This window comes from Flavobacterium anhuiense (genome assembly GCF_004151235.1).
GTDB classification, from domain to species: Bacteria; Bacteroidota; Bacteroidia; order Flavobacteriales; family Flavobacteriaceae; genus Flavobacterium; species Flavobacterium anhuiense_A.
Window position 1 is genome coordinate 16525 of the sequence record NZ_JUIV01000017.1, and the last position, 18982, is coordinate 35506.

An 18982-nucleotide genomic window follows, 5' to 3' on the forward strand; every position below is an offset into this window, starting at 1 on the left:
TCTTAACAACAGTCAAGGCTTTCGAGTAATTCAATAAAAAAGAAACGACTTCTTTTTTAGGTTTAAGATTTTTAGAAGCTAGTGCTTTTTTTGAGTAAATTTTCCCCATACTATCAAAATGTTTTATACTAGTATAACGGGCTAATTATCAAAATAGTATTAGTTGGTTAAAATAATTTGATGTTTATCTATTATTTTTCTCAAATTCATCAGCGCATAACGCATTCTACCTAATGCTGTATTAATACTTACGCCAGTAACTTCTGAGATTTCTTTAAAACTCATGTCCTGATACATACGCATTACCAATACTTCTTTTTGATCTTCTGGAAGCTCTTGAATTAGTTTTTTCAAATCAAGCTCTACCTGATCTACAATCATTTTGCCTTCAATTGTAAGCGCATCATCTGACATAATAGAGAAGATAGAAAATTCTTCTGTTTCTCTGTACATCGGCATTTTTTTGGTTTTTCTGAAATGATCAACGATTAAGTTATGAGAAATACGCATAACCCAAGGCAAAAATTTACCTTCTTCGTTGTACGAATTGCTTTTTAAAGTTTTGATTACTTTAATGAATGTGTCTTGAAAAATATCATTTGAAATATCTCTATCAGCAATCTTAGAATATATAAAACCATATATCTTAGATTCGTGCCTCTTTATTAATGTTGCCAGTGCAGCTTCGCTACCGTCAACATAATTTTTTACTAATAGAGCGTCTGGAGTATGCAGATCAGCCATAATAACTACTTTTTTTAGTTTTATTTTAAAATTTGGAGTATTTTCTAAAAAGTAGTTTTCTTATATAGGCGTGTCTTTTTTTGAGTTATGTTAATATTGTGACCAAATTTAACAAATTTTAATTTTAAAAAGCAAATAAAATCATTAATTATTATTAGTAAAACTTTTATTAATGTACAATAAACATAATATTTACGCAAAAAGAGCTAAAAATCCGTAAAATAAAAGCTCTCAAAAAGTGTTAAAAAACAAACGTAAATACCTTACAATTAACAAGATAAAATATATTTATCACATAAAATCTAAATTTAAATTACAATTTTTCTTGAAATAAAACGACAATTCATCGATATTTTTCTAAAAAAGACTTTAAACTGCATGTTTTCACACTCTAAAAATAGATTTTTTCAGCCGAAAGAAGTCATTCGAATTATGATAAAATAGTTAAGATTTGGAACTAAATCCTTAACTAAATCCAATTCAAAATTGATTACTTTTGTAAAAATTGACTTTTTTATGCAAATTGACCTTTCTAAAATAGATCCAAAATCAAATATTATAATTAAAGGAGCGCAGGTACATAATTTAAAAAATGTAGATGTTGTTATTCCGAGAAATAAACTGGTTGTCATTACAGGTCTTTCAGGATCAGGGAAATCGAGTTTAGCTTTCGACACTTTATATGCCGAAGGACAAAGACGATACGTAGAGAGTTTATCTTCTTATGCTCGTCAGTTTTTAGGTCGTTTAGATAAACCTAAAGTAGAATACATTAAAGGTATTGCTCCTGCAATTGCTATAGAGCAAAAAGTAAATACGACCAATGCCCGTTCGACTGTTGGAACTTCTACTGAAATTTACGATTATATCAAACTTTTGTTTGCCAGAATTGGACGAACGTACTCTCCTATTTCTGGACAGGAAGTTAAAAAAAATACAGTTACAGATGTTATTTCTGATGTCAAAAGCCTTCCTCTAGACAGCAGATGGCTTCTCCTTGCTCCTATTCACTTAGAAGAAGGAAGACAGCTTGAAGATAAACTAAAAGTACTTTTGCAGCAAGGTTTTGCCCGTATTTTGGTTGATAACGAAATGATTCGTTTAGATGAATTTTCTGCCTCAGATTTACATCAATTCGATAATAAAGATATTTTATTGATTATTGATCGTATTGTTGTAAAGGAAGAAGAAGAATTTTACAATCGTCTGGCCGATGCTGTGCAAACTGCTTTTTTTGAAGGAAAAGGAATCTGTTTTCTTCAGGAATTAAATGGCGAAAAGAGGTTTTCTTATTCCAACAATTTTGAGCTTGACGGAATAACTTTTCTTGAGCCAAATGTTCATTTATTCAGTTTCAACAATCCGTATGGGGCTTGTCCTGTTTGTGAAGGTTACGGAAACATCATTGGAATTGATACTGATCTAGTTGTTCCAAATACTTCATTATCAGTTTACGAAAGTGCTATTTATCCGTGGCGTGGTGAAAGCATGAGCTGGTATAAAGATGAATTGGTAAAACATGCTTATAAATTTGATTTCCCAATTCATAAACCATATTTTCAATTAACAGAAGAACAAAAAGATTTAATTTGGACGGGAAATCAATATTTCCAAGGTCTGAATGATTTCTTTAGAGAATTAGAAGAAAAAAATTATAAGATTCAAAATCGTGTAATGCTGTCTCGTTATCGTGGTAAAACGAAATGTCACGCTTGTAAAGGCAAACGCTTGCGCGAAGAAGCCTCTTATGTAAAAATCAACGGAAAAACAGTTTCTGATCTGGTTGATTTACCAATCAAACATTTGGTTACTTTCTTCAAGAACATTGAATTAAACCAATACGAACAGCAAATTGCAAAACGATTAATGATTGAAATTAATAATCGTTTGTCTTTTTTATCTGAAGTTGGCTTAGATTACCTTACTCTAAATAGAAATTCTGCAACTCTTTCTGGAGGAGAATCTCAGCGAATTAACTTAGCTACTTCTCTTGGAAGCAGCTTGGTTGGCTCAATGTATATTCTCGACGAACCAAGTATTGGTCTGCATCCTAAAGATTCTGAAAGGTTAATTAAAGTATTGCTTTCTCTTCGTGATCTTGGCAATACGGTAATTGTGGTTGAGCATGATGAAGATATCATGAAAGCTGCCGATATGATTATTGACATTGGCCCAGAAGCTGGAACTTTTGGAGGAAAACTGGTTGCTCAGGGAACTTATGATGAAATTTTGAAATCAGATTCTCTGACAGCTAAATATTTAAATGGCGATTTAGAAATTACTGTTCCGAAGAAAAGAAGAAAATACAAAAATCATATTGATATAATCGGCGCACGCGAAAACAACTTAAAAAATATTAATGTTACTTTTCCTTTAGATGTTCTAACGGTTGTTACAGGTGTTTCTGGAAGCGGAAAAAGTACTTTAATTAAGAAAATTTTGTTTCCTGCTGTTCAGAAAAAACTAGAAAGCGCTGCCGAAAAAGCAGGACAATTTTCTGAGATTTCAGGATCATTTTCTCAAATTAAGCATATTGAATATGTAGACCAAAATCCGATTGGAAGAAGCTCTAGATCAAACCCTGTAACGTACATTAAAGCGTATGACGATATTCGTGATTTGTATGCCAAAGAAAAATTATCAAAAATAAGAGGTTATCAGGCCAAACATTTCTCTTTTAATGTTGACGGAGGTCGATGCGAAACTTGTAAAGGAGAAGGCTCTATAAATGTCGAAATGGTTTTCATGGCCGATGTTTCACTGCCTTGTGAAACTTGTGGAGGAAAACGATTTAAAAAAGAAATTTTAGAAGTTACTTTTGACAATCAAAATATCAATGATATTCTTACCATGACGATTGACGATGCAATTGCTTTTTTCGAAAAAAACAAGCAGTCTAAAATCACTCAAAAATTACAGCCATTACAAGATGTTGGTTTAGGATATGTTCAATTAGGGCAATCTTCTTCTACTCTTTCCGGTGGAGAAGCACAGCGTATTAAATTGGCTTCTTTTCTCGTAAAAGGCGCTACAAAAGACAAAGCTTTGTTTGTTTTTGACGAACCTACAACGGGTCTTCACTTTCATGATATTAAAAAACTTTTGGCTTCGTTTGATGCTTTAATAGAAAAAGGACATTCTATAATTGTAATCGAACATAATCTAGATTTAATTAAATGTGCCGATTGGATACTTGATTTAGGTCCTGAAGGTGGAGAAAATGGCGGTCATTTATTGGCATCTGGAACTCCAGAAGATATTGTTAAAGTAAAAGAATCTGTAACGGGAGTTTATTTAAAAGACAAATTATAAGCAATTGCCTCATTTTTTAATAACAAAGCCATAAATACAATTGATTAACTGTATTTATGGCTTTATATTTATTTTTCTTTTTTAAATGTTCTAAGCCACCAAACATCTTTCCTCAAATGGAAGACCGTCTTCGTCAATAGCTACTAAAATCTTTTTCTGTTTTGAAGCCTCAAAAGTTAGATATAGCCAAGCAAATGACCATAAACCTAGAGTTAAACAAAAAATCAAAAAATTTAAACTGTGGTTAACCACTTTTCCTCCTTTAGATAAAACTGCAAAAAGCAATTCATCGTTTCTTTCTTCTAAAGTAAATCCATTATGAACTTTGTTTGATATCATATTAGAAAATACTTGCATGCTTTGTTCATGGCTGAGATGATTGTACTTCATAATTACTAATCTACAATTAATTCTGGTTACACTTTTATTCGTAATTTCCTGCAAAAATAGTTAATTCTAAAAAATAAAAAAACACCTACATTTAATCGTTTTGTTAGAAAAAAAACTGCTATTTGAGCAAACAAATGCTAAACATTCATGATAAAGTTAATTTTTATTCAATTAATTACAAAGTATTCAAGTGTTAAAGTTTTAAATTTAATCACTCGTTATCAATTATTTAACCTTTGTTCTTAATATTAAAAACAGGAGATTCATAATCTTCTTTTAAGTAATTTGGCGGAATCGTTGTGGTGTTTCCATCTCGTAAAGCGCTGTAATGAGGCGACATGATCTCGATACCAGCAACATTAAAAGAATCTTGAATATTCTGATGCAGCGAGGAATAAATTCGTGGCTGTTTTGTCGGTTCTTTTGTATAAACATTGATTTGATACGAAACATAAAAATCGTCTAAACTGGTTTGAAGCACAAATGGTTTAGGCTCTTTTTCTGTCATATCTGTTTTTAAAGCTGCATCAATCAAAGCTGCGTGAATATCTTTCCAAGGAACATCATATCCAATTGTCACCGTAGTATGAATTAATAATCCGCTTGTAGAATGTTTTGTATTTGCAGAATAATTGGTAGAAGTACTTGATAATACTGTCGCATTTGGAATCGTAATGTCTTCGAACTTCGGAGTTCTAATTCTAGTTACCAAACCTGTTTTTTCGATGACTTCACCGCTAACATCTCCAATTTTTATATAATCGCCAATTTTAAACGGACGCATATACGTAATGACCAATCCAGCAACCATATTAGCAATAGCATTGGAAGATCCCAATGAAAACAGAACCCCGACAAACACTGAAACTCCTTTAAAAATAGGTGAATCCGAACCAGGCAGATATGGAAAAATAACCACTAGCATGAAGGCGTACATCAATAATCTTATTACATTGAATGTTGGCAGCGCCCAATCGCTGTAGAATCCGTCAATTTTTATATTTTCTGATTTTATTTCATCAAAGAAAAACTTAATTACTTTGAGTGAATATTTAAAAATGATAACAATTACAATGATAGTAAACAAGCTCGGCAAAAACCCAACAAATCCCATTAAAGCAGATTTAGCTGGCGTTAAAATCCATCTAAGCAACATTGTAGTGTAATCTTTAGTAGCCGGAAAGATGCTGAATAAAACTGGAAGCGATAAGTAAACTATTAAAACCAGCGTTATTATTTTTATGAAACCAAAAAAGCGAAGAAACAAAACCAATTGTTTTTCTGGAGATAATATTTTAATCGTATTGTAATTAAATCCTTTAAAGTATCTCGCTTTATTCTTGACAATGTAATTTTTAATGAGATTGAAAATCTTACCGACTAAAAATAAAACAAAACCGATTATAACAACTAATAAAGCGGTATAACCAATTCGTTTTGGCAATTGCGAGTAATTTTCATTCTGATATAGTATCGCGCTTTTAATTTTAGATAAATTACGATTAGCAATTGCGCTTACAGAACTATTTTCCGCCTTTGCATCAGCATCCAAAACAGACATGATAACAAAATCGTTTTGGTAAACAATATCCATTGAAACATCTGAAGGCACAATTTTAATAGAATCTTTTTCAAAAAAAGATTCATTATAAAGCCTTTTAATTTTATTGGCAATGTATTCTGCTCGTTCTTTTGCAGAAAAAGACCCCACATTGTGGTAAACTAAAAAAAGTGTGTCTTTAAAAGGAGCTACTGGATAACCTTTTATTTCTACATTTTTCTGTTCTTTATCAGAAGTCTTCAGATTCTTAGTCTGGGCGTTTACTGAAAAAGCAAATAAAACAAAAAATAAAGCTAATAACCTAAGTACTTTTATCCTCATATTCAATTAGAAATAAATTAGTTATCCTTTCTAGCAAATATAAAAACAAAAAAGCTACGATTTTAAATTATTTACATTTTTCCTACGACTCAGAATTAAATTTTAATCCCTATCTTTTTAAAAATAGAATCTATAACATTATTAATATCTGGAGATATCTTGAACTTATAATTCAGATACAGATATACAATAGTTACTAATATCGATTTCAGAGCAATGCTGATTAATTGAAAAAATGGAAATTCCCAGAAATAAAACAGTAAAAACAATGCAAATGTTAGAAGCATTGAATGGATCGTCTGTTTGGTAAAAGGATACAAATCGAGCTTCTTAACTACAAAAAGTAATTTTGCCAAACTGTATAACGTAATAGACAAAAGTGTTGCAAATGCTGAACCCATAATTCCAAAATCAGGAATAAACAGCATGTTTAAAATCACAGTTAAAACCACCAGCATCAATCCTAAATATAATACCATTCGGTAATATTTGGTATTAAAAATAATGGCATTGTTATTTCCTAAAATCAAGTCAAAATATTTAGAAAGCCCAATCATAAATACAACCGCAATTCCGCCACTGTATTCCTTTGGAACTAACTCATATAATTGTCTAATATTCACAAAAATACACAACATTACAAATCCGCCTACAATCTGCAAGTTAATAGACGTTTTCTTGTACAGCTGATTCAATTCATCATGTTTATTTTCGTGCATTAATTTGGCGGTAATTGGATACACGATTTGATGCATGGCACGGCTTGGAACCGAAATAACCAAAGCAATATAAGTCGCCACAGAATAATAAGCAATATTCTCAATCTTCATGTACTGATTCAGCATTAGTTTATCGCCATCCAGAAGCAAATTGGCAACACTTCCTGAAAGAATAATATAAAAAGTATATTCCATTACTGCTTTTACATTCTCAGGTATTGTAATCTGAAAATTTGGCTTTTTGATATAGAATGCATAAAACATCGTAATCAGAAATGCAAAAAAATAGATTCCTGCTGTTATGTACACAAATCCAACAAGTGAAATCCAATTGAAATACAGTCCAATTAAAGCAAATGTAGAAAGCAGTCTTAAACCAACTTCTTTGATAAAATTTCCGAAAACGGAATGCATATGCACTCGCGCCCATGCGTAAAAAATTTCAAAATAAGCCATACAGATTCCGATAAACGGAATAAGAAGCATAAATTCACGAACAACTGGGTTTTCTTTGGAAACAAAATCGGTTATATCGTCATAGAAGAAGATTCCGATAAGTCCTAACGGAATACACATTAAAATTGGAAACAGCGCTGTAAAGGACAAAAACTGCTCTCTTTCTTCCTCTGTTTTGTACTGCGAATAAAATTTTACGAGCGTATTTTGCATTCCGATTGCAAACAGAGGCATAATTACATTTGCAGCAGAAGTAATGTAATTGGTTAATGCGTAATAAGTTGCCCCAAGAAAAACGGGATAAAGATATAATGTATTAATGGCTCCGATACCAAAACCAATGTATGTAATTATAGTGTTTTTAAAAGACTGATTTAAGACAATACCCATTTTTTGAGTTTAGATTGTATGTGATTTTTAAATGATTATCCTTTAATCAGCTGTGCTAATTGTTTGGTTAGATTTTTTCTTGAATATTGCTGTAAACCAATCCCATGCGACTGCAATTTCCCTTCCAAAAACTGATTAAAAAAGTCCAAAATTACACTTTTTAATTTCGCTTTTTCAGAATAATCAAAAAATACTCCTGTATTGGTCTGTGTAACAATATCGGCAAAGTCAGAACCTTGAGGTCCAATGGCAATTATCGGACGGTTTGAGACCATATATTCGAATAATTTCCCTGGAATAATGCTTTTCGTATCTTCAGAATTAATCTCTATTAAAAGCAATACTTGAGATTTTCTTTGGTGCGCTACAGCTTCTTTATGAGAAACGTAACCCACTAAATTTAAATAGTCATTTAATTGATGTTCTTGAATAGCATCTAGAACTTCTTGACTTACAGCTCCAATTAATTTTATTTCTAAATGGGTTTTAAATTCTGGAACTTCTTGCAGCAATTCAACCAAAACTTCCCATAAAAACGGCGGATTTCTATCAGATAAAAAAGAACCAATATGAGCTAAAGTAAATTTAGTATCTAAAGTCTGTTTTTCGACAGTTTCAACATCATAACCATTTGTAATTACTGTAATTGGCTTATTGGTAATCGCCTCAAATTCAGTTTTAGTGGTTTTGCTGGTTACAATGATTTCGTCTGCTGAATTAAGAACTTTATGCTCTAAATTTTTATGTTTTTTTTCTGCGTAAGAAGACAAACGGAGTGCTTTATGATATCCGATCGTTGTCCAAGGATCACGGAAATCGGCAAACCATTTTACTTTTAATTTCTGCTGTAGTTCTAAACCAATTAAATGCAAACTGTGCGGCGGTCCAGAAGTTACAATTGTATCGATATTATTGTCTTGAATGTATTTTTCTAAATAAGAAACGGATGGTTTTACCCAAAATACACGAGCGTCTGGAATAAAAAGATTTCCACGCACCCAAAGGAATGTCTTATCCAAAAAGGTTTGTTTTTTCTTTTGCGGAAAAATTCCAGAACTGATTTTCTTGGTTTTATTTTTCGAAAAAACAGAAGCCAATTGATAAGGCTCCCAAATTTTATTCTTTAAAACAATTACTTTATCTGATATTTCGCTTACCAAACCTTCATCTACAATTGGATAAGTCGGATTTTCCGGAACGTAAACTATTGGCTGAACATCAAATTCAGGAAGATATTTTACAAATTTCAGCCAACGTTGTACCCCTGGCCCACCCGCAGGCGGAAAGTAATAGGTAATTATTAAAAGTTTTTTTTGTTCCAAGGAAAATGAGTTTAAAAGTGCAAAGGTAAATTTTATTTTAATGCTAATTTCCTATATATTTTATACATAATATAAAGTAAAAACACAGCATTTAGAACAATCCAAAAATTATAAAATCCCCAAACAATTTTGTGTTCCATTTTCATGCTTGAAAAACTAAAATAATCTCCTTGAGTCTCAGAATAAGAATCATCATAGCCCATCATGAAAGTACCACAAAAAATGAAAACGAATAAATCAAAAATAGCCAAGAAAACTATTGTAATAATTTTTGAGAATTTTATTTAAGAATTTAATCTTTCAGTTCACTTTTTGAATTATTTTTTCTGCTTTCAAAATAAATTCCTGCCCCTAAAAGCAACAACATTCCAATTGAACTTATTAAAGTAATTGTCCCTCCAGTTTTAATAATCTGAGGTTCAAATTTAAATTCAATAGTGTGTTTTCCAGCAGGAATTTCCATGGCTCTTAAGACATAATCAACTGGGAAATGATCTGTTAGTTTACCGTCAATATAAGCGTTCCAACCATTTTTGTAATACATTTCAGAAAAAACAGCTAAACCATCTCCTTTATTTTCTGACTTGTATTTGATATAATTTGGCTTATACGTAACCACCTTAATTGTACCTGTTGTATCAAATGCTTTCTTCAATCTTGCATTTTGGAACTTGCTTTCATGTTCGTGAACATTGAAAACCGCTACTTTTTTAGTATCCAAAGTGTTCAAAGCTTTCATTACATCGTCTGGTTTGTTTACCAGTTTTACAGATTCTACAAACCAAGCATTTCCATTAGCGTCAGGATTGACTGCAGGAATTTGATTTCCGTCTTTATCCACTTGAATAACATACTTAACATTCAACATATTAAGCACTTCAAGATTATTCTTAGCAATTTGATAATCGTATAATTGTTGCATTCTTCTTGGTCTTACCGCACTGTATCCTCCAATTGTTTTATGGAAATAAGAAGACCTTCCTTGCAATTGTCCTTGAAGATCAAATACACGGTAAATCGAAGTATCTTTTAAAATCTGAGCATCTGCCTGTGTTTCTTGGAAAGGTGCCGCAATCTGAACTGGACTGACAAAATCTTTAGCAGAAACATATTTTTTATCCACAAAAAACAAATCAAAAATCATTACGATTCCAATTACAATTAAAGTTGTAGTTTGAGAAAATTTGTTTTTGATAAACATCCATAGCACAACAAAAGTAATTACAATTAAGAATCCTGATCGTAATATATCAGCATAATACATGGTAATTCTGTCTTCTTTTAAAGCATCTACAAAACCTGGCCCGTAGCTTTCTAAGAAATATTGATCGCTTGTTCCTGTAAAATGGAAGAAGCTTTTCGCAATTAGTAAAATAACAAGTATTCCTAAACCAAAAACTCCTGTTTGCACTAATGTTTTCTGCTGTAATTTTGGCTCATCTTTAGCTTTAAAAAATGATTGCAATCCCATAACAGCTAAAACAGGAAAACATAATTCTAGAATAACCTGAATTGAAGATACAGCTCTAAACTTATCGTAAAGCGGAACATATTCAATAAAAAAGTTTGTCAATAATGAGAAGTTTTTTCCCCAAGAAAGCACTAAAGTGAAAAGCGCTCCAGTAAGAAAAACATATTTGATTTTTCTGTCGTCTATAAATAAAGCTAAAACTGCCAAAAAGAAAACTACAGCTCCAATATAAGCAGGCGCAGAAACTATTGGCTGATCTCCCCAATAAGTAGGCATTCCCGAAACAAAATCTTGAGCTTGAGAAGCTGGAACTCCCTGTTCAACCATAAATGCATACATACGGCTGTCTGTACCCACATTTTCATGGCTCGAACCTCCAAAAATTCTAGGAGCAATTAAATTTAAACTCTCTGCAATACCATAACTATATTCTGTAATATAGTCTGTAGTCATAGATGCAGTGGTTTCATTTTTAGATCCATCCGGATTAAAAGTCAACTCGCTTTTATCTCTAATACTATATTTAGCATATTCATTTGTTGCCATTAAATTACCAGCATTCGCTCCCAATGCAAAAATTCCAGCAACCAATAAAACTCCACAAGAAATTAGAAGTCCTTTAAAATCTTTTTCTTTGATATAATTAAAAGCATAGTAGCCTGAAAGTATCAATAAGAAAATCAATAAATAATAGGTCATCTGGAAGTGATTGGCACTAATTTCTAATGCCACCGCAAACATGGTGAGCAGACCTCCCTTAATATATTTCTTCTGAAAGACGAGTATAAATCCAGCAATTACCAAAGGCATATAAGCAATGGCGTGTGCTTTTGCATTATGTCCAACACCTAAAATAATGATCATATAGGTTGAAAAACCAAACGCAATTGAGCCAATAAAGGCTTTCAATGGATCTGTTTTTAAAACCAATAATAAACCGTAGAAACCAAGAAAATATAAGAATAAGTAATCTGCAGGACGCGGAAGAAAACGCAAAACGTCATCCACTTTACCAATAAAATCATTCGGATAATTTGCTCCAAGCTGATACGTTGGCATACCTCCAAAAGCAGAGTTTGTCCAATAAGGCTCAGCATTTTCCATAGCTCTAAAGTCATTTTGCTCTTTTGCCATTCCGGTGTATTGAGCAATATCAGACTGAAAAATCTGTTTTCCTTGAAGAACTGGATAAAAATAAATTAATGAAACAAGAATAAAGCCCAGAATAACTAGGGCATGCGGATAGAACTTATTTACTATTTTCAATTTTGGCTGGTTTGGGTTAAAATGAATCCTAAATTTTCAGGACACAAATCTAATCTATTTCTTCGTAATCAACATACTCCCCCACTTTTTTGGTTTCGCGCGGGTTTTTAGCATTGGCAGTATTAATAATTATTTCATCTTTATTAGTATTGGTGTTCTGCCAAGTATTACTTTGATTGTATTGTTGATATTGCTGCTGCTGTCTCTGAAAATTTTCGCTGGCGTTTTCTACTGCTTTTTTAACCAAGACTGGCAAAAAGATTCTAGCCAAAAATTTCATGATATAATAAAAGGCGATTAGCCCAATAATGAATCTTAAACCTGAAAATGATGCTTCTTGCATAACTCTATAATTTTTTTCCAAAATTAATAAATCCGTTGTTTAAAAATAAAATATGAATCTTAAATAAATAATAAAATATGTACATTTGAAATGCGTTATTATTTTTTAATCCAAAAAAAATTATATGTTCCAAATTAAAAACTTACTTGCCCCGGTACTTTTTTTTATTCCACAACTATTTTTTGCGCAATATACCGACGTTATTAATTCCAACCGCCCTGGCGAAACGATGTCAGCCTACGCTGTCGGAAAATCTGTAATTCAAGCCGAATTTGGCGTTTATGGCATTAAAGAAAAACACGACTTATTAGATTATGATGCCAGCGGATTTGGCACAGATTTAACTATTAGATTTGGTGCTTTTCTAGAACAATTAGAATTTATTGCTGATTTACAATATCAAGCAGAAAATTTTGATACTCCGTACACTAGCTACAAAAAGAACAATTTTAGACAAACAGTTTTAGGAGCTAAATATCTTATTTACGATCCGTATAAAAATTACAAAAGAGAAGTAAACATTTACAGTTACAAAGCCAATCGAAATTTTCAATGGCGAGAGCTGATTCCTGCAGTTTCGGTTTTTGCTGGAGCTAATTTTGTTGGTGCTGACAATCCTTATTATTTTTCTGCAGATGGAGCCATTTCTCCTAAGGTTTCGATTATTACCCAAAACCTTCTTGGAGGCGGATCTTGGGTTTTTGTCACAAATATTATTGCAGATTATATCGGTACAGACTATCCAAGTTACGGATATATATTAACTTTGACGCACGGATTTAATGACCGTTGGTCAGGTTTTCTTGAAAATCAAGGATATAAGAGCGACTTTTACAGCGATTCAATTCTTCGTACAGGTGCCGCTTACCTCCTTTCTTCTAACTTGCAGGTTGATGCTTCTATAAGCACTAACTTTAAGAATACGCCTTCTATTTTATATGGAGGAGTTGGAGTATCATGGCGTTATGATGGATGGTACAAAGAAAAACAAATAGAAGACAAAGCTGCAGCAAGAGCAAAAAAGAATCCAGACAATGAGAAACCAATAGATTATCAGGAAAGAGAAAGAAAACGTAAAGCAAAATACGAATAAACATAAATAACTAGATCCTTTTTAAGGACTCTTAATACCATCTAATGATTACAATTAAAGAAGCCAAAAGCAAGAAAGAATTAACCGAATATATCAAATTTCCTTTTTCATTGTATAAAGACAATCCATATTGGGTACCACCAATTATTTCAGATGAATTGGAATCTTTTGACAAAACAAAAAATCCTGCGTTTGATAATGCCGAAGCTTACTTTTATTTAGCATACAGAGACAATAAAATTGTTGGCCGCATAACTGCTATTATCAATTGGTCTGAAGTCAACAATCAGCATAAAAGAAAAGTGCGTTTCGGTTGGTTTGATGTAATTGATGATATTGAAGTTACGAAAGCACTGCTTGAAAAAGTGTATGAATTAGGAAGAAAACACAACTTAGAGCATGCTGAAGGACCAATGGGATTCTCAAACTTAGATAAAGTTGGAGTTCTTACTGAAGGTTTTGATCAGGTTGGAACCATGATTACTTGGTACAATCATGAATATTATGTTAGACATTTTGAAGAGTTGGGCTTCCAAGTTGAAAAACAATATATTGAAAGTATATTTCCTTTTTCTAATGTTAAACCAGAATTCTTCCAGAAAGCACAAGAGTTAATCAAGAAACGTTACGGACTAAAAGCACTTAATTTTACCAAAACAAAAGACATTATGCCTCACGTAGACAAAATGTTCGATTTGTTTAATGAATCTTATGAAAAACTAGCTTCGTTTGTAGCCATTTCTGATGTGCAAAAAGAATATTTTAAAAAGAAATACATCAGCTTCATTAATCCAGAATACATCAAATTTGTGGTTGATAAAGATGATAATCTGGTAGCTTTTAGTATTGTAATGCCAAGTTTTGTGGAAGCTTTGCAAAAAATAAGAGGTAAATTATTTCCATTTGGTTTTCTGCAATTATTAAAGGCTAAAAAACACAGTAAAGATGTTGTTTTTTACCTCATCGGAGTTCATCCTGAATATCAGAATAAAGGTGTAACCGCTATTATTTTTGACGAATATTACAAAACGTTTTCTGCCAAAGGAATTCAAACTTGCATTAGAACTCCAGAATTATTAGAAAATAATGCTATTCATTTACTTTGGAAAAATTTTGATCCCATTATTCACTGTCAGAGAAAAACTTATTTGAAGAATCTTTAAGTATTTTTCGATACAGTTATCACCATAAAAAAATCCATTCGCCCCCAAACGAATGGATTTTTCACTTTATAAAGCACATCATTACTCTACTTTACAATCTACTTTTGTTAAAGTATTTTTTGCATCAAATTTCAGTTTTCTTTTATCTTTAAAAGAAACTTTATTATTTGCATCTACAACATCGCCATATCCTTCAATAAAAGTTCCGTCTTTTTGCAGAAAAGCAACTTCCCTAACAGATGAAACGCCTTCAGAGTTAAACGTATAATCAGCAATTAAAGTATCGCCTTTCATGTTTCCTATTAAGGTTCCTTCATTTTTATCTTTTCCAACCAAATTATAGCTTAGTTTTCCGTTTACTTCTTGATGAGAATTAACATTAAAACTCATTTCGATAACACTTCCATTAGATCTCCAAACATAACATTGATCTCCAGCTGGCTCAACAATTTCTGCCTCTTTTGGCGGATTTGGCGTAATTTGCACTGGCTCAGTTGTAGTAGTTTCTTTTTTACAGGAAGTGAAAACTATTAGAATGATAGCTGTTATGGTAATAACTTTTTTCATACTTGTCTTTTTTTTATTTTGTTGATTATGAAATAAAATTACCTCAAATAAAAAAAAATCCATTCTTAAAAAGAATGGATTTTTTACATAATTCCCATGTGGGAAAGTTTATTTTTTCAAGTCCTTACGAAACGTCAACTGTAGTACGTTCAGCAATTTCTTTATAAATTCCATTAGTCAGTTTCTCGCGGATTGCTTCAAAAGCTGTTAACGTTTCGTTGATATCTTCTAATGTATGAGAAGCCGTTGGAATCATTCTTAATAAGATAATTCCTTTTGGAATAACTGGATAAACAACAATAGAAAGGAAAATGCCGTAATTTTCTCTTAAATCGTTCACCATTACCATCGCTTCAGGGATACTTCCTTCTAAGTAAACTGGTGTGATACAAGTATTTGTATCTCCAATATTAAATCCTTTTTCTTTAAGACCGTTTTGCAATGCATTTACGTTTTCCCAAAGTTTATCTTTAATTGCAGAAGATTTACGCAATAATTCTAAACGTTTCAAAGAACCAATTGTTTGAATCATTGGCAATGCTTTCGCAAACATTTGAGAACGTAAGTTGTATTTCAAATAATCGATAACCGTTTTATCAGCCGCTACGAAAGCTCCAATATTAGCCATGGATTTTGCAAAAGTAGAGAAGTAAACATCAATCTGATCTTGAACTCCCTGCTCTTCACCTGCTCCAGCACCAGTTTTACCTAAAGTACCAAAACCGTGAGCATCATCTACTAATAATCTAAAATTGTATTTTTTCTTTAATTCAGCAATTTCTTTTAATTTTCCTTGCTGTCCACGCATTCCAAAAACACCTTCAGTAATAAATAAAATACCTCCACCCGTTTCTTCAGCCATTTTAGTAGCACGTTGCAAGTTTTTCTCCATACTTTCCAAATCATTGTGTTTGTATGTGAAACGTTTACCCATGTGCAAACGAACACCATCAATGATACAAGCATGTGAATCAACATCATAAACAATAATGTCATTTTTAGTAACCAAAGCATCAATGATAGAAACCATTCCTTGGTAACCAAAATTCAATAAATAAGCAGATTCTTTCATTACGAAATCAGCCAATTCATTTTCTAATTGTTCGTGATACGTTGTGTGTCCAGACATCATACGAGCTCCCATTGGATATGCTGCACCAAACTGAATTGCTGCATCTGTATCTGCTTTACGAACTTCTGGATGATTTGCTAAACCTAAATAATCATTTAAACTCCAGTTTAAAATATTTTTTCCGTGAAATTGCATTCTAGGACCCAACTCTCCTTCTAACTTTGGGAAAACATAATAACCTTCTGCTTGAGAAGCCCACTTTCCTAAAGGTCCTTTATTGTCCTGAATTCTTTCGAATAAATCTTTTACCATAATATATGTAGTAATTTTTTTTACTTAATCAGCGAGCAAAAATAATCATTATTAATTTAAAATGAAGAGCCTCAATTATTTTTATTTAAAAATAATCATCTGATTTTATTCTGTAAGTTTTACCTTAAACAATTATTCAGAATTAGCAGCAAACATGATTTTTATCATAATAAAAGACAAAATAGTCCTTTAATTTTGATCCATATTTAAACGAAAACAAAACCAAGTAATTATGGAAAGAAATAACAAAATTTGGATTAAAATGAACGTGCTGATATGTTCATTTTTTATGATTCTTCTTTTAGGCAGTTGCAAAAAAGATGAAGCTAAAAATTACGCAGATATTATGACTGAGGGCGAAATGGAAGCCGAGCTTACTTCTCCTCCTCATGTACCAAAACCTGTTGGCGGCAGAACAGCTATGAAACTTAAATTAAACATGGAAATTAAGGAACAAGAAGGTACAATGACTGATGGTGTAAAATATACTTATTGGACATTTGGAGGTTCTGTTCCGGGAAGTTTTATTAGAACGCGAGTTGGCGATGAAGTTGAATTTCATCTAAAAAACCATCCTGACAACAAATTACCGCATAATATTGATTTACATGCCGTAACTGGTCCAGGTGGTGGAGCAACTTCATCTCTTGTAGCTCCTGGACATGAAAAAGTTTTCAGTTTTAAAGTTGTAAATCCTGGATTGTATGTATATCACTGTGCAACAGCTCCCGTGGGTATGCATATTGCAAATGGTATGTACGGATTGATTCTGGTTGAACCTGAAGGCGGACTTCCTCCTGTTGATAAAGAATACTACGTAATGCAAGGTGATTTTTACACTCAAGGTGAATATGGAGCAAAAGGCCTTCAGCCGTTTGACATGAATAAAGCGGTAAAAGAAACACCTGATTATGTTGTATTTAATGGAAAAGTGGGTTCGTTAACAAACGGAAATGAATTGACCGCAAAAGTAGGCGAAACAGTTCGTTTATTTGTTGGAAACGGTGGACCAAACTTAGTTTCTTCTTTTCACGTTATTGGAGAAATATTTGATAATGTTCATGTTGAAGGCGGAAGTGCAGTAAACAAAAATGTTCAAACGACTTTAATTCCAGCTGGTGGCGCTGCGATTGTAGATTTTAAAGTTGAAACTCCCGGAACTTTCATTTTAGTTGATCACTCTATTTTCAGAGCTTTTAATAAAGGTGCATTGGGAATGCTAAAAGTAGAAGGAAAAGAAAACAAAAACATTTATTCTGGAACAATTCAAGAAGGCATTTATTTACCTGAAGGAGGAACAATTCAGAAAATGCCAGGAACCTCAACTGTGAAAACTGAAACTCCAAAACGAACTATTGCCGAAAAAGTTAAAATTGGTAAAGAAATCTTCGGAACAACTTGTTTCGCTTGCCACCAATCTGAAGGACAAGGAATTCCAAACACTTTTCCTCCTTTGGCAAAATCAGATTATCTCAATGCCGATTCTAAACGTGCTATTAAAACAATACTTCATGGTTTAACTGGAGAAGTAACAGTAAACGGTAAAAAATACAACAACGTAATGCCTGCTCAGAATTTATCTGATGATGAAATAGCAAATGTGCTGACTTACATTTACAGCAGCTGGGGCAATAACAAAACAGAAATTACGCCAGAAATGGTAAAAGCGCTAAGATAACAGCAAAACCAATGGCATGAAAAAATACATTTTCATTCTTTTAATTGTCTTTTTCTCTGTGTTTACCAGTGTCATGAAAGCACAGGAAACGGGAATGGCTTTCATTAAAGAGGGATCTTTCGTCCCTCTTTATGGAGCCGTTTCTAAAAAACCTGTCGAAGTAAAATCGTTTTATATAGACATTTACCCTGTCACAAATCGTGAATTTTTAGATTTCGTCAAAAAGAATCCTTCTTACCAAAAATCAAAAATTAAAGGACTTTTCGCCGATAAAAGCTATCTCTCTTATTGGAAAAACGATTTTGATTTTGGAAATGCAAAACCAAATTCTCCTGTGACAAATGTTTCTTGGTTTGCCGCAAAAAAATACTGCGAATGCGAAGGAAAACGTTTAGCTACTATGGATGAATGGGAATATGTAGCAATGGCTGACACTAAAAGAGTTGACGCAAGAACCAAAAAAGAATTCAACGAATATATTTTGTCTTGGTATGAGAAATCGAGAACGTATGAAAATGAAATTGGAAAAACCTTCAAAAATTATTGGGGCGTTTACGACATGCACGGTTTGGTTTGGGAATGGACTTCTGATTTTAATAGCATCTTTTTATCGGGAGAATCCAGAAAAGACAAAAGCACCGACAAAAATCTCTTCTGCGGAAGCGGATCTGTAAACGCATCCGATTTAATGGATTATGCCGCTTTTATGCGTTACGCATTTCGTGGAAGCCTGAAAGCGCAATATTCAACACGAAATCTTGGATTTAGATGCGCCAGTACTACAAAACCGAAAATCTAATTT

The 18982-nt window shown here is 32.5% G+C and carries 14 protein-coding genes; 5 read left to right on the plus strand and 9 right to left on the minus strand.

Annotated features, from left to right (window positions below):
• Positions 1-159: 159 nt before the first annotated feature.
• A complete protein-coding gene (locus NU08_RS17415; RefSeq protein ID WP_129748384.1) occupies positions 160-744 on the minus strand; it encodes an RNA polymerase sigma factor in 585 nt (194 codons plus the stop codon).
• Positions 745-1260: 516 nt separating this feature from the next.
• Between NU08_RS17415 and uvrA the strand changes: the two genes are divergently transcribed.
• Entirely contained in the window at positions 1261-4056 is a 2796-nt protein-coding gene (uvrA, locus tag NU08_RS17420) for an excinuclease ABC subunit UvrA (protein WP_129748385.1), read from the plus strand.
• Positions 4057-4146: 90 nt separating this feature from the next.
• On the opposite strand, the gene NU08_RS17425 is transcribed toward uvrA, so the two are convergent.
• The 6 genes from NU08_RS17425 to NU08_RS17450 form a co-directional block, all read right to left on the minus strand.
• Positions 4147-4395: a hypothetical protein gene (locus NU08_RS17425; protein WP_242502587.1), complete on the minus strand. Its 249-nt coding sequence runs from the start codon at positions 4393-4395 to the stop codon at positions 4147-4149.
• A gap of 280 nt (positions 4396-4675) precedes the next feature.
• Positions 4676-6328: a mechanosensitive ion channel family protein gene (locus NU08_RS17430; RefSeq protein WP_129748386.1), complete on the minus strand. Its 1653-nt coding sequence runs from the start codon at positions 6326-6328 to the stop codon at positions 4676-4678.
• 95 nt (positions 6329-6423) lie between these two features.
• On the minus strand, positions 6424-7893 hold the full coding sequence (locus NU08_RS17435; protein WP_129748387.1) for a polysaccharide biosynthesis C-terminal domain-containing protein: 1470 nt from the start codon (positions 7891-7893) through the stop codon (positions 6424-6426).
• A gap of 35 nt (positions 7894-7928) precedes the next feature.
• Positions 7929-9215 carry a glycosyltransferase family 4 protein gene (locus tag NU08_RS17440; protein WP_129748388.1) on the minus strand — a complete coding sequence of 429 codons (1287 nt, stop codon included), beginning with the start codon at positions 9213-9215 and terminating at the stop codon, positions 7929-7931.
• A gap of 292 nt (positions 9216-9507) precedes the next feature.
• On the minus strand, positions 9508-11952 hold the full coding sequence (locus tag NU08_RS17445) for a YfhO family protein (RefSeq protein WP_129748389.1): 2445 nt from the start codon (positions 11950-11952) through the stop codon (positions 9508-9510).
• Positions 11953-12001: 49 nt separating this feature from the next.
• Entirely contained in the window at positions 12002-12295 is a 294-nt protein-coding gene (locus NU08_RS17450; protein ID WP_129748390.1) for a DUF4834 family protein, read from the minus strand.
• 124 nt (positions 12296-12419) lie between these two features.
• Between NU08_RS17450 and NU08_RS17455 the strand changes: the two genes are divergently transcribed.
• Positions 12420-13388: a transporter gene (locus tag NU08_RS17455; RefSeq protein WP_129748391.1), complete on the plus strand. Its 969-nt coding sequence runs from the start codon at positions 12420-12422 to the stop codon at positions 13386-13388.
• Positions 13389-13432: 44 nt separating this feature from the next.
• On the plus strand, positions 13433-14551 hold the full coding sequence (locus NU08_RS17460; RefSeq protein ID WP_129748392.1) for a GTP cyclohydrolase: 1119 nt from the start codon (positions 13433-13435) through the stop codon (positions 14549-14551).
• A gap of 81 nt (positions 14552-14632) precedes the next feature.
• Here the strand turns inward: NU08_RS17460 and NU08_RS17465 are convergent, their stop codons facing one another.
• Both NU08_RS17465 and NU08_RS17470 read right to left on the minus strand, forming a co-directional pair.
• The gene (locus NU08_RS17465; protein WP_129748393.1) at positions 14633-15118 is read right to left on the minus strand and encodes a hypothetical protein; all 486 of its coding nucleotides are present in this window, start codon (positions 15116-15118) and stop codon (positions 14633-14635) included.
• Positions 15119-15242: 124 nt separating this feature from the next.
• Positions 15243-16502: an aminotransferase class I/II-fold pyridoxal phosphate-dependent enzyme gene (locus NU08_RS17470; protein ID WP_129748394.1), complete on the minus strand. Its 1260-nt coding sequence runs from the start codon at positions 16500-16502 to the stop codon at positions 15243-15245.
• 289 nt (positions 16503-16791) lie between these two features.
• Between NU08_RS17470 and nirK the strand changes: the two genes are divergently transcribed.
• Positions 16792-18180, plus strand: a complete 1389-nt coding sequence (gene nirK / locus NU08_RS17475) for a copper-containing nitrite reductase (RefSeq protein ID WP_410501069.1) — start codon at positions 16792-16794, stop codon at positions 18178-18180.
• A gap of 16 nt (positions 18181-18196) precedes the next feature.
• Entirely contained in the window at positions 18197-18979 is a 783-nt protein-coding gene (locus tag NU08_RS17480; protein ID WP_129748396.1) for a formylglycine-generating enzyme family protein, read from the plus strand.
• Positions 18980-18982: the final 3 nt, after the last annotated feature.

Bases quoted from the DNA above. Each gene is read 5' to 3' on its own strand.
- NU08_RS17455 (WP_129748391.1), top strand. From the start codon at position 12,420: ATGTTCCAAATTAAAAACTTACTTGCCCCGGTACTTTTTTTTATTCCA.
- NU08_RS17450 (WP_129748390.1), bottom strand. From the start codon at position 12,295: ATGCAAGAAGCATCATTTTCAGGTTTAAGATTCATTATTGGGCTAATC.
- NU08_RS17415 (WP_129748384.1), bottom strand. From the start codon at position 744: ATGGCTGATCTGCATACTCCAGACGCTCTATTAGTAAAAAATTATGTT.
- nirK (WP_410501069.1), top strand. From the start codon at position 16,792: ATGATTCTTCTTTTAGGCAGTTGCAAAAAAGATGAAGCTAAAAATTAC.
- NU08_RS17425 (WP_242502587.1), bottom strand. From the start codon at position 4,395: ATGATATCAAACAAAGTTCATAATGGATTTACTTTAGAAGAAAGAAAC.
- uvrA (WP_129748385.1), top strand. From the start codon at position 1,261: ATGCAAATTGACCTTTCTAAAATAGATCCAAAATCAAATATTATAATT.
- NU08_RS17480 (WP_129748396.1), top strand. From the start codon at position 18,197: ATGAAAAAATACATTTTCATTCTTTTAATTGTCTTTTTCTCTGTGTTT.
- NU08_RS17465 (WP_129748393.1), bottom strand. From the start codon at position 15,118: ATGAAAAAAGTTATTACCATAACAGCTATCATTCTAATAGTTTTCACT.
- NU08_RS17470 (WP_129748394.1), bottom strand. From the start codon at position 16,502: ATGGTAAAAGATTTATTCGAAAGAATTCAGGACAATAAAGGACCTTTA.
- NU08_RS17435 (WP_129748387.1), bottom strand. From the start codon at position 7,893: ATGGGTATTGTCTTAAATCAGTCTTTTAAAAACACTATAATTACATAC.
- NU08_RS17460 (WP_129748392.1), top strand. From the start codon at position 13,433: ATGATTACAATTAAAGAAGCCAAAAGCAAGAAAGAATTAACCGAATAT.
- NU08_RS17430 (WP_129748386.1), bottom strand. From the start codon at position 6,328: ATGAGGATAAAAGTACTTAGGTTATTAGCTTTATTTTTTGTTTTATTT.